22 protein-coding genes are annotated in these 24,022 nt (G+C 48.3%); 12 read left to right on the forward strand and 10 right to left on the reverse strand.

Annotated features, from left to right (window positions below):
* Positions 1-441 precede the first annotated feature (441 nt).
* Positions 442-837 (forward strand): MucR family transcriptional regulator, encoded by a 396-nt coding sequence (locus ACO05Z_RS17595; RefSeq protein ID WP_421903486.1) that lies wholly within the window; start codon positions 442-444, stop codon positions 835-837.
* Between the two features lie 86 nt (positions 838-923).
* On the opposite strand, the gene ACO05Z_RS17600 is transcribed toward ACO05Z_RS17595, so the two are convergent.
* From ACO05Z_RS17600 to ald, 4 genes are all read right to left on the reverse strand, one after another.
* Positions 924-1,676, reverse strand: coding sequence for an OmpA/MotB family protein (locus ACO05Z_RS17600; RefSeq protein ID WP_421903487.1), 753 nt, complete (start codon positions 1,674-1,676; stop codon positions 924-926).
* 79 nt (positions 1,677-1,755) lie between these two features.
* Positions 1,756-2,124 carry a response regulator gene (locus tag ACO05Z_RS17605; protein ID WP_421903488.1) on the reverse strand — a complete coding sequence of 123 codons (369 nt, stop codon included), beginning with the start codon at positions 2,122-2,124 and terminating at the stop codon, positions 1,756-1,758.
* Positions 2,125-2,126: 2 nt separating this feature from the next.
* The gene (locus tag ACO05Z_RS17610; protein ID WP_421903489.1) at positions 2,127-3,935 is read right to left on the reverse strand and encodes a PAS domain S-box protein; all 1,809 of its coding nucleotides are present in this window, start codon (positions 3,933-3,935) and stop codon (positions 2,127-2,129) included.
* A gap of 215 nt (positions 3,936-4,150) precedes the next feature.
* Entirely contained in the window at positions 4,151-5,257 is a 1,107-nt protein-coding gene (gene ald / locus ACO05Z_RS17615; RefSeq protein WP_421903490.1) for an alanine dehydrogenase, read from the reverse strand.
* A gap of 197 nt (positions 5,258-5,454) precedes the next feature.
* On the opposite strand from ald, the gene ACO05Z_RS17620 reads away from it, so the two are divergent.
* Positions 5,455-6,540: a response regulator gene (locus ACO05Z_RS17620; protein ID WP_421903491.1), complete on the forward strand. Its 1,086-nt coding sequence runs from the start codon at positions 5,455-5,457 to the stop codon at positions 6,538-6,540.
* 102 nt (positions 6,541-6,642) lie between these two features.
* On the opposite strand, the gene ACO05Z_RS17625 is transcribed toward ACO05Z_RS17620, so the two are convergent.
* Together ACO05Z_RS17625 and ACO05Z_RS17630 are read right to left on the reverse strand one after the other, a co-directional pair.
* Positions 6,643-7,170, reverse strand: coding sequence for a rhodanese-like domain-containing protein (locus ACO05Z_RS17625; protein ID WP_421903492.1), 528 nt, complete (start codon positions 7,168-7,170; stop codon positions 6,643-6,645).
* 27 nt (positions 7,171-7,197) lie between these two features.
* A complete protein-coding gene (locus ACO05Z_RS17630) occupies positions 7,198-7,668 on the reverse strand; it encodes a MauE/DoxX family redox-associated membrane protein (RefSeq protein WP_421903493.1) in 471 nt (156 codons plus the stop codon).
* A 205-nt stretch (positions 7,669-7,873) separates the two neighbouring features.
* On the opposite strand from ACO05Z_RS17630, the gene ACO05Z_RS17635 reads away from it, so the two are divergent.
* The 4 genes from ACO05Z_RS17635 (at position 7,874) to ACO05Z_RS17650 (ending at position 11,815) form a co-directional block, all read left to right on the forward strand.
* Complete coding sequence (locus ACO05Z_RS17635; RefSeq protein ID WP_421903494.1) at positions 7,874-9,415, forward strand: DEAD/DEAH box helicase; 1,542 nt, start codon at positions 7,874-7,876, stop codon at positions 9,413-9,415.
* 12 nt (positions 9,416-9,427) lie between these two features.
* Entirely contained in the window at positions 9,428-10,618 is a 1,191-nt protein-coding gene (locus ACO05Z_RS17640; protein WP_421903495.1) for a pyridoxal phosphate-dependent aminotransferase, read from the forward strand.
* Between the two features lie 192 nt (positions 10,619-10,810).
* Entirely contained in the window at positions 10,811-11,362 is a 552-nt protein-coding gene (locus ACO05Z_RS17645; RefSeq protein ID WP_421903496.1) for a TetR/AcrR family transcriptional regulator, read from the forward strand.
* 12 nt (positions 11,363-11,374) lie between these two features.
* Positions 11,375-11,815: a C-GCAxxG-C-C family protein gene (locus ACO05Z_RS17650; RefSeq protein WP_421903497.1), complete on the forward strand. Its 441-nt coding sequence runs from the start codon at positions 11,375-11,377 to the stop codon at positions 11,813-11,815.
* A gap of 69 nt (positions 11,816-11,884) precedes the next feature.
* Here the strand turns inward: ACO05Z_RS17650 and ACO05Z_RS17655 are convergent, their stop codons facing one another.
* Positions 11,885-12,766: a DUF6268 family outer membrane beta-barrel protein gene (locus tag ACO05Z_RS17655; RefSeq protein WP_421903498.1), complete on the reverse strand. Its 882-nt coding sequence runs from the start codon at positions 12,764-12,766 to the stop codon at positions 11,885-11,887.
* A 135-nt stretch (positions 12,767-12,901) separates the two neighbouring features.
* Entirely contained in the window at positions 12,902-14,059 is a 1,158-nt protein-coding gene (locus ACO05Z_RS17660; protein ID WP_421903499.1) for an MFS transporter, read from the reverse strand.
* 110 nt (positions 14,060-14,169) lie between these two features.
* Here ACO05Z_RS17660 and ACO05Z_RS17665 point away from each other — a divergent pair, with 110 nt between their 5' ends.
* The gene (locus ACO05Z_RS17665) at positions 14,170-14,886 is read left to right on the forward strand and encodes a M48 family metallopeptidase (protein WP_421903500.1); all 717 of its coding nucleotides are present in this window, start codon (positions 14,170-14,172) and stop codon (positions 14,884-14,886) included.
* Between the two features lie 8 nt (positions 14,887-14,894).
* Here the strand turns inward: ACO05Z_RS17665 and ACO05Z_RS17670 are convergent, their stop codons facing one another.
* The gene (locus tag ACO05Z_RS17670; RefSeq protein WP_421903501.1) at positions 14,895-17,708 is read right to left on the reverse strand and encodes a FecR domain-containing protein; all 2,814 of its coding nucleotides are present in this window, start codon (positions 17,706-17,708) and stop codon (positions 14,895-14,897) included.
* A 307-nt stretch (positions 17,709-18,015) separates the two neighbouring features.
* Between ACO05Z_RS17670 and ACO05Z_RS17675 the strand changes: the two genes are divergently transcribed.
* From ACO05Z_RS17675 to ACO05Z_RS17695, 5 genes are all read left to right on the forward strand, one after another.
* Entirely contained in the window at positions 18,016-18,351 is a 336-nt protein-coding gene (locus tag ACO05Z_RS17675; protein ID WP_421903502.1) for an STAS domain-containing protein, read from the forward strand.
* Positions 18,352-18,361: 10 nt separating this feature from the next.
* Positions 18,362-19,138 (forward strand): DsbA family protein, encoded by a 777-nt coding sequence (locus ACO05Z_RS17680; RefSeq protein ID WP_421903503.1) that lies wholly within the window; start codon positions 18,362-18,364, stop codon positions 19,136-19,138.
* A gap of 141 nt (positions 19,139-19,279) precedes the next feature.
* A complete protein-coding gene (locus tag ACO05Z_RS17685) occupies positions 19,280-19,792 on the forward strand; it encodes a chemotaxis protein CheD (protein ID WP_421903504.1) in 513 nt (170 codons plus the stop codon).
* 34 nt (positions 19,793-19,826) lie between these two features.
* The gene (gene budA, locus ACO05Z_RS17690) at positions 19,827-20,624 is read left to right on the forward strand and encodes an acetolactate decarboxylase (RefSeq protein ID WP_421903505.1); all 798 of its coding nucleotides are present in this window, start codon (positions 19,827-19,829) and stop codon (positions 20,622-20,624) included.
* A 61-nt stretch (positions 20,625-20,685) separates the two neighbouring features.
* On the forward strand, positions 20,686-21,000 hold the full coding sequence (locus tag ACO05Z_RS17695) for an Hpt domain-containing protein (protein ID WP_421903506.1): 315 nt from the start codon (positions 20,686-20,688) through the stop codon (positions 20,998-21,000).
* A gap of 41 nt (positions 21,001-21,041) precedes the next feature.
* Here ACO05Z_RS17695 and uvrA read toward each other — a convergent pair whose 3' ends face one another.
* Entirely contained in the window at positions 21,042-23,789 is a 2,748-nt protein-coding gene (uvrA, locus tag ACO05Z_RS17700; RefSeq protein ID WP_421903507.1) for an excinuclease ABC subunit UvrA, read from the reverse strand.
* Between the last annotated feature and the right edge of the window lie 233 nt (positions 23,790-24,022).

Below are 24,022 nucleotides of genomic sequence, written 5' to 3' on the forward strand. Positions count from 1 at the left end.
TAAACACACGCCTATAGAAACTTAACGCCTACGGCACCTCAAAAAAATCAATCCTACACAGTTCTTATACATCAACTACCCAAAAAAAGTAACGCAAACATGTGTTTTAGATTGCAACAAAAAGTTACATCCCGGGACATAGATACCCGCTGTCATTATTTGAACCTTAAACAGCAACATAAATCATACTAAATTCGGCAAGTTACTATACTGCATAGTTCAGCAGTCTAAAAAAGTAGAAAGTTTTTTAACATTCTACTTCACCTTTATATCCATATAGTGCTATTCATAGTTAGTCTTAGTTGATTAAATTTTAAGAATGGGTAGCAGCGTCAACCCAAAGCTTCTACACCAAGCACAACACGCTCCTACATCAACAGACTAAAAAATAATTAATACATAAATTATACGGCAACCGTAAAACATGGAAAGGGAGAGAATATGGAAGACCATCTTAAAGAAGCTCTTGAAATAGTAAAAGCACAGGCCAGCGTGAGAACCATGACTGAAGAAGAAATAACTTCCATGGTACAGAAGCTTGCTGCAGGAATTAAAAAGATTAGCGAAGGCATGCTCGACAACGGCTCTCCTGAACCGACTCCCCCGGTAGACCCCAAAAAGGCCATCAGGGAAAAAAGCATTATCTGCCTTGAATCAGGTAAATCCTTCAAGGTCCTTACCAAAAGGCATCTGGCTAAATACGGTCTCACTCCTGATGAATATCGCGAAAAATGGGGTTACGCCAAGAAGACCCCTCTGGTCTGTAAGTCCCTGCAACGGGAACGGCGCAAGAAAATGAAAGAAATGAAACTCTGGGAAAAGCGCAAGAAGCAATAAAACAACTCAGAATTTTCAGCAGAAAATAAAATGCCCGCTGTCTTTTAATAAAGACAGCGGGCATTTTCGATGCAACAATATAAATTTTACCAATTTTCAGAAGGCGGCTGGTAATAAAACTCAACCCTGCGGTTAATAGCCCTGTTCCGGTTTGAGGTATTTGGAACCAAAGGCTTAGTCCCGGCGTAACCAACTGCTTTGACTCGCTTGGACGAAATTCCGGATCTTTTGAGGATATAACGCAGGCAGGAGGCAGCCCGGGCCGCTGAAAGCTCCCAGTTTGAACTGTAAATATTATTCTTGGTGGCCCGGTCGTCAGTATGGCCGCGCACCACGAGATTGAAATCTTTCTTTTTCATAATGCTGGCCACCTTATCCAGCAATCTGGTGGCCTTGGGATTAATCTGAGCGGTTCCGGGCTTAAAAATAGCGCGGCTGGGAACCCTGACCAGAACTCCCTGCTGGTCAGTATTTACCGCCATCAGCTTCTGCAACTTACCGGCAGAGATAAAAGCCCTGATATCGACCTCAAGGGCCTGCATCTCTTTTTTTGCTTTTGCGCTTACGGAAGATGCAGAGTGAGGACTTTTGGAAAAGGCCATATGCTTTCCGGATTTATCCTGACTCTGCATACCAAAGGCATCGCGCATGGACCCTTTCAAGGTCTCAAAGTTGGCAACATCCTGGTTGGCGAATGAAAGCAGCAAAACAAAAAAGCACAACAAAAGGGTAACCATATCCGCAAATGTGGCCATCCACGGCGGCAAACCTTCTTCCGGCGGCGGTTCCGCCTTAGCTTTCGCTACTACGTATATTATCTCTTCTTTTTTACGGGGCACTAAAATACACTCCGGGCAAAACCGTTCGATTCAAATACCAGATAACGGCTACCCGCCCATATTGCAAATCCAAAGTCAGCTAACCAAGCATACGCCTGATTTCACTAACCATAACCTCGCAAGTCGGCAGCGGCTTAAGAAAAATGGAATTTGAGACACTGGACACCTCAGCCAGATCAACAGGAATGCTGAACTCCGGGGAGCCTGTATAGATGATAAACTTGAGTCCCGACCATTTCTTACGGGCCTCATTAATAAAGTCAGTACCATTCATACCGGGAAGCCGCAAATCAACTACGACAAGGTCAACCTGCTGCTTTTCAAGAAAATTCAAGGCTTCCTCAGAACTGCCGACCTCATAAACATCAAATTCTTCATCTTCAAGGCTTATTGCAAGACTTTCCCTGACATGAACATCATCGTCCAGAACAAGTATTGAATGTGACATACTTATGCCTCCCGCCCTGAAATGGGTATCTTGATTCCAAACCGGGTCCAACTGCCCGGTACTGAATTTACTTTCATAAGACCATTATGCTGGTCGGTTATGATGAAATATGAAACAGACAGTCCCAATCCGGTTCCACGCCCCACCCTTTTGGTAGAATAAAATGGCTCAAACACCCTTTTGCGAACGTCCTCACTCATTCCCGGACCATTGTCTTCAACTTCAATGACGGCCATCTGCCCATCTTTTTTTAATCTTAAAATAAAACGGGGACTATCTTCAACATATTCCTTCTCCATCATCGCCTGCGCTCCATTTTTCAACAGATTAAGAAACACCTGCTGAATCTCATTCTCTTCGCAAACAACATTTGAAAGCTCAGGACTATACTCTTTGATTATTTCAATTTTCCTGAAATCATACTCTTTCTTCAGGTCATAATCATTTGCCGCAAGATCGATAGTGTTATTCATTAATTCTGCTAGATTGCACTCGCCGAACTTCCGTTCACTCTTGCGGCTGAAACGGAGCATGTTGCTGACAATAGTTGCAGCCCGGTTGCATGACTCGGAAATTCCATGCAACATCTTCGGGACGTCCCTTCTGGAAAGGTATTCCCGCAGATTTTCCAGATCCACATCACATTCGCTGGCTGTCTTGCGGTTCTTTTCCAGATCTTTATATATACGGTTAAGAATATTCTGGGAATTACCGACAATGGCGGCAAGAGGATTATTTATTTCATGGGCCATGCCAGCGGCCAGCCCGCCCACGGACATCATCTTTTCGGTCTGGATCATCATCTGTTCCAGATTACAACGCTCAGTGACATCATCTATCTGGATAACCGCACCATCTACACCGTTGGCAATAAGCGGAAAAATAGTAACATCCTCATAGCAAATACCACTTTCACCCTGCCGAGTCTTACGTTCCTCGCTACAAGGCTGGCGCGTCCTGATGGTTTCTCTGATCTTGTCCATCTCCGTTGCCATACGAGGAAACACGGATACAAGGGATTTTCCTTGAGCGTCTCCAGCAGAAATTCCTGTCACCTTTTCCGCTGTCATATTCCACTGGGTAACATGTCCTTCAGCATCTACCCCCACAAGAATGGATGGCATGGAATCAATTATATTGGACAGGTAGTTACGTAACCGACGCAGCTCCTCTCGCTGACGGTAATCTTCTGAGACATCCCTGAACACAAGAACTGTCCCTGCCATTTCCCCCTGTTCATCAAAGACCGGAGCTGCGGAATCTGCAATCTGAACTTCTTCTCCGGAACGAGATATGAGTGCGGTATGGTTTGCCAACCCGACCACGCCTTTTGACTTCAAAACTATTTCAACAGGACTTACACAAGGGTGTCTAGTGACTGCGTTAATTATTTTAAAAACCTCGGCAAGGGGCCGTCCTGCGGCCTCTTCAACACTCCAGCCAGTAAGCTGCTGAGCAACTGGATTCATGCGGGTTACCACTCCATTTCCGTCAGTGGCTATAACCGCATCCCCGATAGAATTGAATATGGTCCTTAGTTTCCTCTCGTTCTCCCGAGTCAGTTGTTCTGAACGTGCAACCCGTCCATACATGAAAGAAACCACAGCACCACTAACCAAAAGCGAACTGACCAACATAGCCCGCATATACATTTCATGAATGTCATCAACGGGTAATAGAAAGTAACCAAACAAACGGCCAGCTTCATTAAACCAAACAAATTCGATAAATGAATCAACTATCCACAACAAAGCCGAGATTAGCCCAAAGGTAAGCAGCATCTTTCTGCCTGCATATATATAACTGCGCATAAACTCACCCCAATTCGGCTTTAGAAAAACAGCTCAATAACGGACCAATTAACCGTTATGGTTTGTTGAACAGAACCCTCTCCGCAGCAGAAGCGGTCAGGCAGCACTAACGATAACCCATACTATTCTTTTTTTCAGCAACAAAAAAGGCGGAAGCAACTGCTTCCGCCTTTTAGAATATGATTCAATAAATCCAACAATTTTAGAGTTCAGACTTAAGAAAGAGCCTCGTCGGGAGTAACTGACTCAATGCCGAAAGCCTCACCCACAGCAGCATAAGTAAGTTTGCCTTTCATGGTATTCAGGCCAAGCTTGAGGGAGTTGTTTTCACGCAAGGCATCAAGCCCTTTGTCAGCAAGCTGCAGGGCATAAGGCAGAGTCTGGTTAACAAGGGCAAAAGTAGAGGTGCGGGGAACAGCGCCGGGCATGTTCGCAACACCATAATGGACCACACCGTCCACAACATAGGTAGGATCAGTATGGGTAGTAGGCTTGATGGTTTCAACACAGCCACCCTGATCAACAGCAACATCGACAATTACAGCACCTTCCTTCATAGTGGAAAGCATGCCTCTGGTAACAAGATTGGGAGCCTTGGCACCGGGAATGAGCACCGCACCGATGACCAGATCAGCCTCGGCAATAGCCGCGCGGATATTGGGTTCGGTGGAAGTCACAGTGGTTATCCGACCATTGAAAACATCATCCAGATATTGCAGACGGGCGTGGTTGACGTCAAAAATAGTTACATTAGCGCCCATGCCGGCGGCAATCTTGGCGGCATTGGTACCGACCACTCCGCCACCGATGACCATGACCTTCGCGGGAGCAACACCGGGAACACCGCCCATGAGTACACCCCGGCCGCCCTTGGTCTTTTCAAGGTGTAAAGCGCCTTCCTGTGCGGCAAGACGTCCGGCAACCTCACTCATGGGAGTAAGCAGAGGCAGGGAACCGTCAGGCAGCTGTACGGTTTCATAAGCAACCCCGGTGGTCCCGGATTCAAGCAGAACTTTGGTCAGCGGTTCATCCGCAGCAAGATGCAGGTAGGTAAACAGCAGGAGGTCTTCGCGAAGATATTTGTATTCGGAAGCAATGGGCTCTTTAACCTTGATAACCATTTCTGTGGCCCAAGCATCATCTACAGAACCCATTTTGGCTCCTGAAGATATGTACTCTTCATCGGAAAGCCCGGAACCGAGACCGGCCCCTTTTTCAACTACAACGGAATGACCGCGACGAACGAGTGTTTCAACCGCACCGGGGGTCATTGAGACCCTGTTCTCCATGGTTTTAACTTCTTTAGGAATACCAATAAGCATGTCATCAACTCCTGCTGCTAAAAGTTGTAGATTTAAAATGATGCAACAATCTAACGCAACAGCAACTTTCTTAGCAACGGATAATTTCGAATAAAGTACATAATATTTTACGACACAAAGACTTTTTTTCTGCTTTAAGTTATCTTAAAGAAACGCAACACTCGATCAACTCGTTGACACGCAAAGGATTCAACCAAATGCCTGTTTGCCCGAACAATATACCAACCATTCTCATAGTGGATGATGAGCCTTTCAACCTGGAATTCCTTGAATTGGTACTGAAACAACAGGGCTACAACATCATTACTGCTACAAACGGACGCAGAGGAAGAGCCATTGCCGAGCAGGAACAACCGGACATGATCCTGCTGGATATCATGATGCCTGAAGAAAACGGCTTTGAATGTGCATCAGTGCTCCGCATCTCGACGGAAACATCTGAAATACCGATCATTTTTCTCAGTGCCCTTGATGATGACAACAACACCTCCAAAGGATTCGACGCCGGAGCAGTGGATTTCATCGTTAAACCATTTGCATACAAAGACGTCATCCAACGCATCAGGCTGCATCTGAAACTCACCGCCTGCGACAGGCAACTTAAAAGCCAATGCCCAGCGTCATCCAGACAAAAAACGGTTGAAACCGACTTCCCTGCAAAAGGCTCAAGATCTTTTTTTCCGAATCATCCCCGAAATTCAGAGGTGTTCATCCATGAAAGCGTGATCCTGACTGATAAAAGTGAGAGCCACCTGCTGCTGAACAGCTCGCAGCAGTGCCCCGGACAACTGCCTGCAACAATCAAGGAACTGCTGGCCGAAAACAGCGGGCCTTTGTTCAAACCTTCCGAAACCCTGCGCAACATAGGACTCAGTCTCAAAAGTCAAATCGTTAACGACAATGAAATTTCAGCTGCTTACATCCATCTTGACCGGGAAGATGAATCACTCACCGTGGTCAATGCCGGCGCACTCCCGGTAGTTCTCCTGCGCCGGGAAAAAGCCCCGCAACTCATCGAAAGGCAAAGCGGCAATCTGGGCAGCCTCGGCATGGGACTGCCGCCCTGCTCCACTTACGACATTAAGAAAGGAGACCGCATATTCATGTTCAGCCGAGAAATGCTAAATTCCTACGCCCGCGAAGGTGACGCCATCAATGAACTGCTGGAAGCCTGCCATCTTTCATCAGGCGTTGATTTAGAAACGGCCTGCCAAGCTGCAGGTGAGATGCTCCAGCGTAACGGTGAACAACCGGATGGCATTTTGGTGGGAATTGAAGGGTAAAAGACAGACGGCTAAGAAAGTGCCCGCTGCAAGGCACAAGAAAGCCCCGGCACACAACGCACCGGGGCTAGGAGAGAGGACTGGGTTATCCCCAGCCTGAAATTATTTTACAGAACCGACAGGGTACTTTGCGCCTTTCCAAGCGAAAATGCCCCCGGGGTATCTTTTTACATTGGTGTAGCCGAGCTTCTTGGCCCATGCTGCACCGTTGTGGCTGCGTGTGCATTTTACGAAACCGCAGTAGATAACGATGAGTTTATCTTTGTCAGGTCCGAGCATCTCAATGTACTGCTCTTTGGTCTTACCATCAGTTTCCTTTACGTCCCACTCAACCATGTCGGGGATGGGGAAGAGGAACTGCTTAGCGCCGGGAACGTGCTCTTTCTTGTAGCTGGCTTCATAGGGCATGGTATCGATGATGATCATGTCCTCTTTCTTATCCATCAGAGCTTTCAGTTCGGGGGTGGTGATAATATCGTAATCACCGCGCTGTACTTCCTTGAGGAGCTTTACTGCGCCTTTTTCTTTTTCCACTTCCTGTGCGAATTTGTCAGAACCGAGGCAGCCGGTCATTGCAAACATGAGCGCGCACAGAGCCGCAATTACAGAAATATTCCTAACCATCTTCATTCCATCATCCTCCAAATTTTAAAAATCTTAACGAGCAACGAGAGTCAGTACAGACCGGGAGCGGTAACCTTTCATCCGGCGCAGCAGGTAAAGATACCCGCAACCCAACAGCAAAAACGCATCACGCAGCAGTGCTTCGCGCAGGGAATGATAAGCTTCCCCTTCCGGATCTCCGGGGGCAAAACAACCGCAATCAACATCGAGTCCCATGTTGATTCCATGGGCCAGCACCGCCATGAACACGAGCAGCAGAACCGAATAAGAGGAAAGCGAACCTTTCACATCCCAGAGCAGTCCAAATGCAATGACTATTTCAGCCAGCGGCAGCACCAGCGCCGCAACATAATTCAATTGATCGGGCAGCAATCCATAACCGCTGATGACCGTGGCGAACCCCTGAACATCCATCAGTTTCCCGGCTCCAGCATACAAAAAAACAGCAGCCAGAATACATCTGAGAATGAAATACACCTGTCTGGACATCATCTTTTCAATCATTGCAACACCCGTTCAAAAAAGTTTGATCTCCTCAGAATTACCTGCAATTTTAATCTTAGATCAAATAGTTAAACCCAATCATACAACAGGCCTTCTATTTGCTTTTTCGATAACAGCCATCATGAGCCAAAATACCCTTTGCAAAATCCAATAGTTATAGCGTAGTGTTTTACGGATATTTCAAGTTTTAATAGGAAAAACATTTATGACCAATTCAAAAGATGACCAAGCTGCACATAAAATGCAGAACGAAAGCGTTCATGATGAGCCGGATAAAGTAGTGGAACCAGAAGAAGCACTCCCGGAAATCACAAAAGAAGAACTCCCCCCATCCATACTGAACGCCCTTGATAAAGCGGGCTGGGAAAAATTAACCCCAGTCCAGTCCAAATCTCTCCCCTACCAATTATCTGATCGAGACCTCATGGTGCAGGCCAAGACCGGCAGCGGCAAGACCGGTGCGTTTGTCCTGCCCCTGCTGGAAAAGCTCGACCCCAATATAAATTACACTCAGGCCCTGATCCTCGTCCCCACCCGCGAACTGGCGCGGCAGGTCGAGCGTGAAGCGGAAAAAATTTTCGAAGGCTCTGGACTGCGGGTTCTTTCTGTCTACGGCGGAGTTGGATACGGACGCCAGCGCGAAGAGCTGGAAAAAGGCGCACACATGGTTGTGGGTACCCCGGGCAGGATTCTCGACCACCTGCTTAAACGCACCTTTGACCTTGAAGATCTCGAAACCCTGATCTTCGACGAAGCTGACCGCATGCTCTCCATCGGTTTCTACCCGGATATGCGCGAGGTAAAGTCCTACCTGCCACGCAGGCCCATTTCCACCTACATGTTCTCGGCAACTTTCCCGGAACACGTCATCCGTCTGTCCAAAGAGTTCATGTACAAGCCGCAGATGCTCAGCCTGAGCAGTAAGCAGGTCCATGTAACCGAAATTGACCACGCCTATTACGAAGTGCCTTCCATGGGCAAGGAACGCCAGCTCATGCGCATCCTTGAAATGGAAAACCCCACTTCGGCCATCATTTTCTGTAATACCAAGGCCAACGTGGAATTCGTTGCCGCTGTGCTCAACAACTTCGGCTTCAATGCTGCAGACCTGACCTCAGACCTTTCGCAGTCCAAGCGTGAACGGGTGCTGGCCCAGCTCCGTGACGGTTCCGTTCGCTTCCTCGTTGCAACCGACATTGCCGCACGCGGCATCGATGTGCCGGACCTTTCCCACGTAATCATGTACGAACCGCCGGAAGATAAGGAATCCTACATCCACCGCGCCGGACGAACCGGACGCGCGGGCTCTTCCGGGGTGGCAATCTCTCTTGTGGACGTGATCCAGAAAATTGAGCTGCAACGCATTGCCACTGCCTACAACATCAATTTCGAAGTGCGTGAATTGCCGGACGACAAGCAGGTATTGGAAACAATTAATGAAAGGCTGACCACTATCCTTGAAGGACAGTTCCGCTCACGGACAATACTTGAAAGGGAGCGCATTGGCCGCTATAAAGATCTGGTCCGCCAACTTGCCGAGGATGACGAACAATGTATCCTCGTGGGCATGCTTCTGGACGAACTCTACCAGAAGTCCCTGCACGCCCGTGCAGAGCAGCCCCCGGCACCCAAGCCCAGACCGCAGAAAAAATCCCGTCCCCGTAAAAAGAACTACCGTGGCAAGCCGAAAGGCGGAAACTCCACAAACAAGGGTCGCGGCGGGAACTACAATCGCAACCGCAGATAACGGAGAATTAAAATGAAACTTCTTTCAACCCAAGTGGAAGGATACATCGAACGTTCATCCTGGATTCGTAAGATGTTCGAAACAGGCATGGAACTGAAGAAAAAATACGGTGAAGACGCAGTCTGCGACTTTTCACTGGGCAACCCCGATGTTCCTGCTCCCGCAGCAGTGGGTAAAGGTCTCAAGGAACTTGCGGAAACCGCAGACAAGCCCTTTGCTTTCGGCTACATGCCCAACTTCGGCTACCCCACCGTACGCGAAAAACTCGCTGCAACTGTTTCCGAAGAACAGGGCGTAAAAGTATCCGGCTCCGACCTGATCATCACCTGCGGTGCTGCCGGGGCTATCAACGCCTTCTACCGCGCTATCCTTGAGCCGGGTGACCAGATTCTATGCCCCGCACCTTTTTTCGTAGAATACGGCTTCTATGCCCAGAACTCCGGCGGCGAACTGGTTACCGTACCCTCCAAACCGCTGACTTTTGAACTGGACCTCGACGCCATCGAAGCGGCTATCAACGAAAAGACCCGCGTACTGCTCATCAACTCTCCCAACAACCCCACTGGGGCTGTATACAGCAAGGAAGAGCTTGAAGGACTGGCTGCCATCCTCAAAAAAGCCAACGAAGGCCGTGAACGTCCCATCTTCCTCGTTGCGGATGAGCCTTACCGTTTCCTCGCATTTGACGATGTCGATGTTCCTTCCATCCTGCCGCTCTACCCCTACAGCGTAGTGGTCAGCTCTTTTTCCAAGAACCTTTCCCTTGCCGGGGAACGCATCGGCTACGCCCTGCTCAACCCGGAAATGCCCGAGAAAGAGAAACTCATGGCCGGGATGGTGCTCACCAACCGTATCCTCGGTTTCGTAAACGCTCCTGCAGTAGGTCAGAAGCTGCTTGAAAAAGCCCTCGGCTCACAGGTAGACAAAAACATCTACCTCGAACGCCGCAACGCCATGGATTCCGTACTCAAGGAAGCAGGCTACTCCTACACCATGCCCAAAGGCGCCTTCTACTTCTTCCCAGAAGCTCCCGGTGGCGACGATGTAAAATTCTGCGCCGCATTGCAGGAAGAAAAGATCCTCGCCGTTCCCGGAACAGGTTTCGGATTCCCCGGCTACTTCCGCCTCGCTTTCTGCGTCGGAACCGAAGTAATCGAACGTTCCAGAGCGGGCTTCAAGAAAGCTATCGAGCCTTTCAAATAGAAATATCAAACAAATCTTAGATCATTCAAGGCACCCTGTTTTTAGACAAAAACAGGGTGCCTTTATTTTTACCATGCCCCCTAACAATTAAATTTGACATGATATAACCCATATGTCACTACTGGTGACATGAAAAACAAAAAAGATAGAGAACAAACCCAGAAGCGTATCATTGAATCCGTGGGAATCGTGTTGGCTCGGGACGGAGCAAAAGGGCTAGGCATCAACAGCATAGCTAAGCAAGCTGGCGTAGATAAGGTTCTTATTTACAGATATTTCGGGAGCCTGACAGAAGTAGTCAAAGCATTCGGTAGCACAGGCGAATATTGGCCCAGCCCTGAAGAGTTGGTGGAAACACCGGAAGAATGGAAAAGACTAGGCACCCAACAATCATTACACCGCTTTTTCAAAAACTACATACGATCTCTCCGGGCTAGACCTCTGACTTTGGCAATTATGGTCTGGGAACAAGTGTCTACATCTGATGAAGTAGCTAGCCTTGAAGATATACGGATACGCACAGCCTTGGAGTGCTTTGAGCGCATGTCGCTGGAAGCAGATGATGATTGCGATCTTACTACCATTGTAGTCATGATATTTTCCGCAATAAATACATTACTGGTCAAATCAATAAAACCGGGTAGCTATGGCGGGTTCGACTTATCAGAAGACACTTCTTGGGAACGAATTGACGCCATAATTGAAGGTATGTTGCGAGGCGTCATACCCACCAAGGAACAGTAAGGATAATTTCAAATGGAAACACATGACCATGCGGTAACAGCTTTGCTTAATGGATCGTCTTGCGCGCAAGCTGTCCTTGAAGCTGTGGGTGAAAGATATGGTCTTGATTCTGAAGCAGCCAGAAAACTGAGCGCCGGTCTTGGCGGAGGCTTCGCTTCCGGATTGACTTGCGGGGCGGTCTCCGGAGGATGCCTGGCGTTAGGTCTTGCACTGGGATCAGGCGATCCCTCAGATACATATTCACGAGACCGAACATACTATGCGGTGCAGGAACTGCTTGCACGGTTCGCAGAAAAAAATCATTCACATCAGTGTTCCGAACTCCTGCGACTGAATGGGCAGGACATAAAAACGCCCGAAGGCAAAAAGCGCCTACGAGAAAGCAGGTTATGCCTCAAGCTCGTCACAGACACCATCGACTGCATTGAAGACATTTTGAGCGAGGAACTCTAGTTCTCTGGCATAAAAGAAAAAGCCGTTGAAATAAATTCAACGGCTCTGTGTAATTAATTCTCTATGTGTTTAAAACTTGTACCTCAAATTAAAGAAGGCTCCGAAGGCTGCCTCCTGATCTTCTGATCCATACTTGTCTCCGCTTTTATCAAAAAACTTTGTTTCCCGGGCAAACACATATTCCGGCCCGATGGATATGGAGCAATTTTTTACGGGTTTGTAATCGTAATAGAGACCGACCTTCATACTGCTCATCTGAACATACCCGGCATCAGATACAGTGCTGTCATCCTTGAGGCGGTAAGTCTTGCCATCAAAGTTGAATGCCGCGCGCAGGGTGGAAGCCTTGTCAAAAGTATATCCTATCTCGGTGGCGGGCATGCCAAGGTTCACGAAATAGCCTGAGCCGTCAGCAGCGTAGTCAGTGTAGTTGATGCCGAAGTAAGGCATTGCTGAAACGCGGATGGAGTTGGCGAAAGCACGCAGACCGATCAACGCCTTCAAATTTTCATTGAAGAAATAACCGATGTGCCCACGCAAGGCTCCACCAAAGGAATCTTCCATCTGTTCTTCAAAAGAGGAAGTCCCGGTAATCCCGGCGCCATAGAACCAGTTTTTATTGATCAAACCATTGTAGGTATAACCAAGGCTAAAACGGTGCAGGGTATTCCACGGGTCATCCCGCCTGTTACCGAAATTAAGCTGATCGACATTGTCCCATGAATAATGCTGTCCTTCATAACTGAACGAAAAACCTCCGGCCCTCAAACGGGCCTGCCCCCCGGCAACACTTGAAGAACCGTCACTGTCCTTGTAGTCGGCATCGGAAAGATATTTCCCGGTGACCCTTATGGATATAGGTTCAAAAAGACTTCTCTCTTCAGCAGCGGCACTGCTTGCGCAGCAGATCATCAACAGTGCGAGAAATATATTTGTAAGCTTGATCGGCAAAACTTTGCTCCTCTCATAATTATCAACAAAATAAAACTAACACCTTCCTAGCAGAAAACAATCCATTCAGAAAGCTAATATAACAATTCTATAAAATCGTAACTTAAGAACTATTAAGTATGATTATAAAGTTATTTAGACCTGCCCCTTCAAACGCAATTCACGGTCCACAAACTGGCTGAGCACAAGGGATATCAATGACATCCCGGCAGCACCGAAGAAGACAATGCGATAATCCTGCATCCAGGCGATGCCGCCCAACGCAGGCACGAAAACAGCTGCAATATGGTTAATGGTGAAGCTGACCGCCATGGACGGGGCAATGTCAGGCTTCTCCGCAATCTTCTGGAAGAAGGTCTTGATAGCCATGGTGAAATTGAAAAAGATATTGTCCAGAATGTAGAGGAAGGCACCCACCAGTGGGCTGTCGGTGTAGGCATAGGCAGTGAAAATAAGGAACAGGCTGGCGTACTCAAGGGTCAGTACCTTACGCTCGCCGAACTTGTTCACCGACTTGGCAATGATCGGGTTGACGAAATAGTTGATCACGTTGTTGACCACAAAGAGTATGGCGATGTGCTGCAATGAAAACCCGAACTTCTTAACCAGCAGGAAGACCGCAAAGGCCACAAAAATCTGCCTGCGCGCCCCGGCGATAAAGGTCAGGGCGTAAAACAGCCAGTATTTGGAACGAAAGATCATCTTCTTGTGCTGCGGCGGAAGGTCCGGGGAAGACGGATCACGTGTCAAACAATAGAGTCCGGCCAAAACCGCGATCAAACCCGCTCCCAGAAAAATTTCTGAATAGCCCATGAACCCGGAAATGGAAATTACCACCACTCCAACGCAGATATTTGTCGCTGCGGCAAGACTGCGCAAACGGCCCATAACAAGCGGTGCCTCGGTGTAACCGAAATATTGCAGAGTCAGGGACTGGTTCAGGGTTTCGTAATAGTGAAAACCGAAAGACATCACCAGAGTAGTAAAAGCCAGACCGGCAAAAGAAGGCATGAATCCGGTCATGCAGATACCAAACCCCATAACAATTACCGAAAGTGCGGCCAGACGGTGCTCCTTGATGAACATGAGCACGTAGATTACAAGCAGGGCAAGGAAGCCCGGAATTTCACGGATGGAACCGATCATACCGAACTGGCCGCCGTCCAGCCCGGCCACCTCAACAGCAAAGTTGTTGAGCAGTGTTCTCCAGCCTTGGAAACCGATAGTGGTGGCGATGGTCAGCACCAGCAGAAATATATACATCTTACGGGAAGTGAAGCTTTTTGTAGGCACGATGTGATCCTTGAAATGGTGAGATTATGATAAACGGATGCATTCAGTAAGGACGGCAAAAGTAATCCCGCACCAGACATAAAACAAGTCTAAAATTCAGCAAGCATAAAATGGCAGATTTTCCTCCCCCGCACACTATACGGGTCAGCCCGAGAGCAAAAAACGTGATCATCAAACTCATCCCGGATAAGGGGATCGAAGTAGTGCTGCCCAAGGGAGTTAACCGTCGGGACGTACCCTATTTTCTGGAGAAAAGGAGGGAATGGATTGAACACAATATCCGCAAGCTGGAGGGAAAGGGATTATCCCTGAACCCGCCGGAACTGGTCCTGCCCGATGAAATATGCTTTGCAGCCAGCGGGAAGGTCTTCACGGTCAGAAGGGTCAAAAACCGCAAAGCGGGCCTGCGCATGCGCCGCAATGTGGATAAGTTGCTCCTGAGCGGTGAAGGCTGGTCCCCGGAAGAAGAGCTGGAAGTGTTGACCCGTTTTGTACGCAGTGAAGCCCGTGAATTCCTTGTGCCGGAACTCAAAAAGATATCAGCAGAACTGAACCTGCCCTTCAGCAAGGTATTCATCCGTGCCCAGCGCAAACGCTGGGGCAGCTGTTCCGCCAAGGGCAACATCAACCTGAACATGAAGCTCATGTTCCTGCCCTACCGTCTGGCCCGCTACGTACTCATCCACGAGCTATGCCATACCGTGCACCTGAACCATTCCGCCAAATACTGGCGGCTGGTCAAAATGGTGGAACCAAATGTGGAACAATTGGAAAAGGAATTATCCGAGGCCGGAAGACTGGTTCCGACGTGGATTAATTTCCAATAAGGACAGGATTACCAACTGAAAGTAATGTCACTTTGCTGAACTGCGTCCCCACTAATATCGGCAATAAGAACCTGCCCTCCCGAACCGTTAGCATCACCATCAGCATCGTAGTACAGCTTATTACTTTCATAAACGAAATACGCCAAATGTGATCCGGATACGGTCCCGTCAGCCTTGAATCCGGCGGTATTGTCAAAATCCATCGGGCTAGTAAACAGGAACTTATCTTCTCCACTATTAAAATTGGTTATGGTATCCGCATTTGCATATAATGACCCATATTTTATGGTTGTCTCAGCATTATCATATAGTGTAAATGTATCTGAGCCATGCCCACAGTCGATGGTCTCTGATCCCGAGGTAGCACCTATAAATGTATCCACAAGACCGCTGGCATAGAAATCTTCTATACTGCTAAAGCCAAATGTAAATGCTCCGCTGGTTGCTGTGCCAGTACTATTGTTGATTGTAATTCCAGAAGAAACACTTGTGCAATGCATGCGGTCAAGCCCCTCCCCGGCATGCATGGTTGCACTTCTGTCCCCGACTTGAAAGCCATCGTCATACTGGGTACCTATGACCACTTCAATTCCGGTAATGGTGTCATTATCTGGAGGCATATCGTACTCGACTGTCACCTTGTTCTGGTCGAAAAGGGCATTGATGAACCCAGTCATACCGGAATAATCCACGGTATCAATCCCGTCCCCGCCATCATAAACATCTGCGGAACGATCACTGTCATAAAAAATATTGTTACCGGTATCACCGGTAATGGTGTCGGCATGCGAAGAACCTGTTACATTTTCAATAGAACTGAGGGTATCGTTACCGTCCGCTCCGGTAGCAGTATTGGTTGCAAGATTCACTGTCACACTAGCGCTGGCGTCTACGTATGAAACGGTATCTGAACCACCGTTACCGTAAAGATTATCATCCCCGCCATTACCACATAATGTGTTGGCCGTATTATCACCCGTAAGGGTATCACCGTAAGGGGAACCGTTTATTCCTTCGACATTGGACAGTGTATCTGCTCCGTGCGCCCCGGTTGAGGTTCCATCCAGCAGGCTCACACTTACGCTGGCTCCGGCCCCGGCATAAGAAACGGAATCAATACCCTCTCCACCATCAAGATGGTCATCACCTTCTCTGCCGATGAGAGTATCGTTACCGTCATTACCGAGCAAAGTATTGGCTGAATTGTCACCGTCAAGGGTGTCGACATGGGCCGAACCTATTATTCCTTCAAAGTTAGAAAGGGTGTCCTCTCCATCCGCCCCGCTGGAAGATCCGCTTGTCAGGCTGACGCTTACGCTGTCTGTTGCCTCTGCATAGGATGCAAAGTCTACATTAGAAGCAGCACCCGTGCCGCCGTCAAGAACATCATTACCTCTTCCGCCAACAATGGTGTCGGAGCCTCCATACCCACTCACGGTGTCAACTCCATCCTTTCCGTATAGAGTATTGGAACCATTGTTCCCATAAATGGAGTCACCACTGGCCGAGCCAAAAACTCCTTCAATACTGGACAGGGAATCATGCCCATCAGCACCGCTGGATGTTTCATCTGTCAGGCAAACGCTCACGCTTCCCGTGGCATCAACATAGTTTACAAAATCTATCCCTGCGCCTCCATCAATGTAGTCATCCCCCAGACCACCATTGAGCTCATCATTTCCACCCAAGCCGTGCAAGGTATCGTTTCCGGCCAGCCCCCTGATGATATCGTTGGAACTGCTTCCGGTAATGGTGTCAGCTTCAGAGGTCCCGGTGATAAGACCGCTCCCGGTGATGTTGTGCGGGTCGGAGGTTGTGCCGCTGGCAGTGGTGCCGGTATCGTTATTGTCAGGACCTTCGATAAGCGCTGTGATCTCACCATTCTTATTTCCGCTTCCACCATTCTGATGTCCAACCGGTATCGGTTCAGGTGTAATTTCTCTACCCAGATCTCGCCCGACATTTCCGGCGTCCTTATCTGCCTTTGGCTCAACAGGCTGTTCAATAGAATTTCCCCCGCCCTCAATTATGCCGCCGGCAAACACACCATCAGGACCAAGCACATCTCCGCCACCCGGATTTACATCACCGGAAAGCTCACCCTGCTGAGGATTTTCACCAGCCTGCTCCCCACTCTGTTCGCCGGCCTGTTCTTCTATATTCTGCTCTTCAGTCTGATCATCGTTTTGCTGTTCATCATCCTGCTGCTCACGGATATCCTGTTCCTGCCTAATGTTTTGAGGAGCAATTTTTCTAAAATCCTGTAATTCGCGGGGAGAGAGGGGACGAACCGAACTGAGCAGACCGGAAGTGCTGACATCGACCATCTGGCCGGAGAAAAGCTGACGCATTTGCCCAGTAGCCTTACTCTGCAGGAGCATGGCCTTTCCGGCATGAATTTCTTCAACACCGTGTTTTTCGCCGTCAGGACCAACTTCACTAAGGATAATGGTCCCGCGGATACCGATTGTTGCCAGAGGGGTGCCGACCTTGAAACGTTCCGGGTTTTGTTCCGCAATTTTCCCGGTTACCAGACGGAAGGTTCCCTGAGTAATATCAACCAGAAAATCTCCAACCCCGGCGGAATCATCATAAAAATAATCGTCTAATGCGACGCGAGAGTCTGCGCCTTGGGAAAGCAAGGTATCATCAATAAACCTGACTTCAACATTACCACCCGCAGCAGTCACCAATTCTTCACCTTTGTACACAGGCGATCCTGAAACAAGAGCTCTTACTCCTGCACCTGATTCGGCGAAAGCTTCACCTTGGATTCCGGTTACAACACCGATTATTTGCGGGTCGATTGTCTGTTCAGGCATTGTGTCTCCAATAAGGTGGAGTCCTGAGTTTTTTAAATTTACTACTCATCACCATATATTATTTATTCAGCCATGTTAATTTATATTTAATTCTACTTGCGTACCTGCACCTGACAATGCAATAGCTCATAAAATCTAACTTTTATCCTTAGCAAGACTAGATAGGTACAATATTTTTCTGAACTTATAACCATACCTACAAAGCGAAGAGTCCTCTTTACAAACTTCCGCAAATGGATGAAGTTTATGCTTTAATAACTACACAGCTACAAGCTCAACCATAGCTATATTTCTTTAAGGATTCACAATGGAAATCAGCAGTAAAAAAGTCGGCGACGTATTAATCATGGGCATAAAAGGCCGCCTTGACGCCCTTACCTCCAGCACGCTGGAAAATGAGATGTGCAAATGCATTGAAGCCGGAGAGGTCAAAATAGTTTTCGATCTCGGTGAACTGGAATATATTTCCAGTGCAGGACTGCGGGCCATACTTTTTTGCGCCAAGAAACTTAAATCAACAGAAGGAACCATTGCCTTTGCCAATATTACCGGTATGATCAGTGAAGTGTTTGAGATTTCCGGATTTGGAACCATGTTTAATATTTACAGCTCCGCACTTGTTGCTGCGGAGAAAATATCCTGAGGTTACTGCTATGCTTCGCCCCGCCCTTATTATTCTGCTGACTGCGGCAATTTTATTCTGTGCACAGATTTGCGGGGCAGAAACCTCCCGGACCGTCAGCAAAGAAGAGATTCGCCAGATCCTGAAAAGCAATCCGGAACTCATCTTTGAAGCTCTGCAGGGGCACGAAGAACAGCTCTATGATCTTTTGCAGGTCGGATTGGAAAAAAAGAATAAATCAAGGATTAGAGAAGCAAGGCTCAAGCAGCTTAAAAATCCGAAAATAGCTGAACTTCACCCGGACCGCCCGGTCTGGGGATCGCCGAATGGTAAGATCAGCATCATTGTTTTTTCCGACTTTCAAAGCGCAACCAGCGCCAAAGCTGACAAAATAATTCATGCACTGCTGAAAAAACATCCTGAAGTCAATTACCGCTTCCGTCATAATCCTCTGGGACTACATAAGATGTCACTTCCAGCTTCACGCTATTACGAAGCGCTGGCCCTTCAGGATCAGGCCAAGGCCATGAAGCTTAACCGGATGATCTTAAAAAACAGGCTGGCAATCAAAAAAAACGGGACAAAAAAACTTGATCAGCTGGCAGAAAAATGCGGCGCGAACATGAAACAACTACATCAGACCCTGAATTCCCCGCAGGTAAAAGCTCGAATTGACGGAGACCGTAAGGAAGCGCGCAAACTCGGGCTTACCGCCTCCCCGGTCTTTCTTGTAAACGGGGTCACAGTCACCGGCGCTGCTCCACTTGAAGAATTTGAAGAAGTACTCATGATGATTCGCAACAATTAAGCCTTTTATAATACCATCTTTCTTTATTATTTTTTAAACCGGGCAAAACAAAACTGTATAATAATACTGGGCAGCAATGCGATAGTGATATATTATCATAAGACTCGTTAAAATTTCCAAATCGCGGATAACATGAACACAATGCCACAAAATCAATCTGATATACGCCGGGTATTCCTGCATACCGGCGATGCATACCTTGGAGTTAAACCGACTATTGTTTCCACAGTACTCGGCTCCTGTGTGGCAATATCCATGTATTCTCCCCGCAAAAGACAGGGAGTTATCTGCCACGCATTCCTGCCTTCCCGCTCGGAAATAAAAGATATAAACGAGCCTTCCATTCAGATTTGCAGATATGTGGACACAGCCGTAGACCATTTGCTAAAGAGTATGAGACGCTTGGGGGTCAGGAAAAACGAGCTTGAGGTCAAACTTTTCGGTGGAGCAACCGGATTGACCTATTCTCAGGTAAGGCCGTCATGCGCGCTGGGTATCGGCAATAGAAATGTTGATGCCGCACTGGAAAACCTGAAAGCAAAAGGACTCAAGCCTCTCAGCATGGATGTAGGTGGAAATGTGGGCAGAAAACTTCTTTTCTGTACCTACACCGGGGATGTCTGGATCAAACGGCTTGAAAAAAATATGTTCTAGCCCTTATAAACGGCCACAATAAGCAAGAATAAAAATGAAGTTTACTAACAAGCTCTATTCCGTTTTTCTACTGTTAACTATTTTTCTTTTCTCCCTGTGCGGAATTTCCTGCGCAGGCGATTCCATTTACCAATATTCGACTATTGATTCCCTGCTGATCGGTAATTATGACGGCGAATTGACCATCGGCGGACTCAAAAAGTACGGGGATACCGGGCTGGGAACATTCAATCAGCTGGATGGGGAAATGGTCTTCCTTGATGGAGAGGTCTACAAAATCAATGCCCGCGGCAAAGCAATTAGAATGGATGATAATGAACGCACCCCATTTGCTGCTGCGGCCTTTTTCAAGACAGGAAAAATAATCAAGCTTGATTCCGTAAAATCCCTTGAGGATTTGAACGACAAGATTTCACAGTCCCTTGACTCTGAAAACCTTTTTTACGTTATCCGCATTGACGGGAAATTCCGCAAAATACGTACCCGCAGTGTCCCGGCCCAGCAAAAACCTTATCCCCCGCTGAAAGAAGTAGTTAAGGACCAAAGCATCTTTGGTTTTAAGGATGTGTCAGGGACCTTGATCGGCATTAAGAGCCCTTCTTATGTCAAAGGAATCGGGGTTCCGGGCTTCCACTGGCACTTCATTACCAAGGAACGGAGCTCCGGCGGACATGTCTTGAATTGTGTTTTCAAAAATCTGGCTGCCAAAGTCGGAACCTATAACGAATTTCAGCTGCAGCTTCCAGAAACCAAAAGCTTTCTCGATGCCAAATTCGGGCAAGATAGACAAAAAGAATTAAAAGAAGTGGAAAAAGATTCTGAGAAGAAGTAACATTAGTCAAAATTCAACAATTCCATTTCATAACTGAATTATTTCGCCCGGGAGAGATGTCATGACCGAACGAATTCTCGTACAAGTAGACGAAGACCTTGAAGCCATCATGGGCCGTTACCTGGAAATCAGACAAAAAGAACTTGTTGAACTTGAAGAAGCTGTTGAACAAAAAAACTTCGAAATCATCAGGTTGCTGGGTCACCGCTTAAAAGGCACCGGCTCTTCATACGGACTTGATGAGTTAACCCGGCTGGGAACACTCATTGAAGATAAAGCCATGGATGAGGATATGTCCGATGTACCGGACTACACTGCCGAGATCAGGCATTTCCTGACTCATCTGGACATAGAATACATCGAAATAGATGAATAAAAACAAGGCCGGAAGGATTATCCCTCCGGCCTTTTACTTTCTTAGATTAAGAACTTTCCAGTCACTGAATCCGGGTTGGCGATAATTTCCTCAGGTGTTCCCTGAGCCACAATTTGACCACCGGACTCCCCGCCTCCGGGACCTAAGTCAAAGACATAGTCAGAAGCACGGATCACATCGGTATTATGCTCGATGACGATTACCGTGGCTCCCTTTTCAACCAGCTGCTGCAAGACCTTGATCAGCTTACCGACCTCATGCATATGCAACCCGGTGGTAGGTTCATCAAGTATGTACAATGTTCCGGGCAGGCTGCGCTTGCCAAGTTCACGGGATATCTTGATGCGCTGCGCTTCCCCGCCGGAAAGGGTGGTAGCGGGCTGACCCAGCTGCAAATATTCAAGTCCGACCTGCTCCAGCACTTCCAGCCTGCGCTTAAGGGTGGGGTGGTTCTCAAAAAATGCCTTGGATTGACGCACGGTCAAATCCAGCACCTCGGCAATATTCTTGCCCTTGTAGTCCACTTCCAAAGTTTGGCTGTTGTAGCGCTTGCCCTTGCAGACATCGCAAGTCACGTAGACATCGGGCAGGAAATGCATCTCCACCCTGATCTGTCCGTCCCCGCGACAAGCTTCGCAACGGCCGCCACGAACGTTGAAGCTGAAACGTCCGGGTTTGTAGCCGCGCTTCTTGGACTCCTTGGTGGCACAGAAAATCTTACGAATTTCATCAAAAATCTTGGTATAGGTCGCCGGGTTGGAACGCGGAGTCCTGCCGATAGGCGACTGATCAATGGAGATAACCTTCTCCACTTTCTCAATCCCTTCAATACCCGCGATACGTCCGGGCTGGTCCACTTTCACCCCGCGTGAAAGAGCAAGATGCTTGTACATGGAATCCACCACCAGCGAACTCTTGCCTGAACCGGAAACACCGGTAAAGCAACAGAGCACTCCCAAAGGGATATCCACATCAAGATTCTTGAGGTTGTTGGTCTTAACACCCTTGAGCTTGATCCAGTCTTTGGGCACACGCCGTTCTTCCGGTTTATCAAGCGCCAGTTCACCACGCAGATATTTAGCGGTCAGAGTCTGGGCCTTATCGAGCAGTTTTTTCACGCTGCCCTGAAAAACAATTTCCCCGCCGAGCATGCCCGAACCGGGACCGATTTCAATAACATGGTCGGCATTGCGAATGGTAGATTCATCATGCTCAACAACCAACACGGTATTGCCCCGGGACTGCAGGGACCGCAGGGTTTTGATCAAGCGCTCATTATCACGAGGGTGCAAGCCGATGGACGGCTCATCAAGCACGTAGGTAACACCTACCAACCCGGAACCGAGCTGACCGGCCAGCCTGATTCGCTGGGCTTCACCACCGGATAGAGTTGCCATGTTTCGGCCAAGGTTCAGGTAATCAAGGCCGACATTGACCATAAATCCCAGACGGTGGGTCAGCTCCTTCAAAAGCGGCTCGGCAATGAGCAGTTCATGGCCGGTAAATTCCAGTTCTTCGAGCCAATCAAGGGCACGCTTAATGGACATGGAGCAAAAATCAAAAATTGATACATTCTCAACCTTAACTGCCAATGACTCCGGACGCAGTCTCGCGCCGTCACAGGCCGGACAGGGCCGTGACTGTCTGAAACGGGAAAGCTCGTCACGCCAGATACGCCCGAGGTTGTGGCCCACTTCAAGAAGATCAACCACGCCTTCCCAGCCCAATTCCTTGTCGCCATAGAACAAGGCCTTGTGCGCAGCTGCAGAAAATTCACACAGCGGGGTATCGACCTTGAAGCCGTGCTTTTTACCCAGCTGCTTGAAATCAAGTTCGTAACGCTCAAACATTTTCGGGGACTTCCACGGAATGACCGCCCCGGTCTTCAGGGAAAGTCCTTTGTTGGGGGCCAGCAATTCCGGCTCGTAATATTCCACGCTGCCGATACCGGAGCAGAGCGTACAGGCTCCCTGCGGACTGTTGAACGAGAACAGCTGCGGAGTTAGCTTGGGCATGCTGATCTTGCATGAAGGGCAGGTGGACATAGTTGAGAGGTAAACATCCTCGCCGCCGATGATAGAAACCACGATGGATTCATCGCCGTAGCGCAAGGCCAGTTCCAATGAATCGCCGAGACGCTTTTTCATGTCACCCTTGATCACAAGGCGGTCCACCACCAGATCAACGTTGTGCTTCTTGTTCTTCTCAAGGTCCGGCACATCATCAATCCCGTAGACCTGCCCGTCCACGCGCACACGCACGAAGCCTTCTTTTTTCAGCTTCTTGAACAGATCCTTATGGGTCCCTTTCTGGTGATCGACCATGGGAGCCAGCAGCATGAATTTGGTGCCTTCCCCCAGCGCCATGATCCGTTCCAGAATCTCATCCGAGGTCTGAGCCGCGATGGGGGTGCCGCATTCAGGGCAATGAAATTTTCCCAGTCTTGCAAAGAACACACGCAGGAAGTCATAAATTTCAGTCACCGTCCCCACTGTAGAACGCGGGTTACGCGAGGTGGATTGCTGTTCCAGCGAAATTGCCGGGGAAAGCCCTTCGATTTTATCGACCTGCGGCTTGTCCAGCTGCGGCAGGAACTGCCTTGCGTATGCGGAAAGAGATTCCACGTAACGGCGCTGGCCCTCGGCATAGACAATGTCGAAAGACAGGGTGGATTTACCGGACCCCGAAGGGCCGCAGACCACCACCAGTTGGTCACGCGGAATATCAAGGTTCAAATTCTTAAGATTGTGCTGACGCGCACCTTCAATATGGATAGATTTTTTATTCATGATAAGAGGCTGATTTGATGCGCTTAGCGCTTTTAGTTTATTAAAATTTACCTTTGGCGGCTTAAACCCTTTCGCAAAGAGGGGTTAAGAATCCCGCAAATCCGTAGAAAAACAGATTAGAGAAATGCCCAAAAGGCAACGTTCCGAAGGGGTGGGCCTCAGAAAGAGGCGAATCAAAACCTTTTATTAGGTCTTCGCTGTGCCATGCGATTGTTAAGATATGCTTAACACGA

The sequence above is a fragment of the Maridesulfovibrio sp. genome, from assembly GCF_965230075.1.
GTDB lineage: Bacteria > Desulfobacterota > Desulfovibrionia > Desulfovibrionales > Desulfovibrionaceae > Maridesulfovibrio.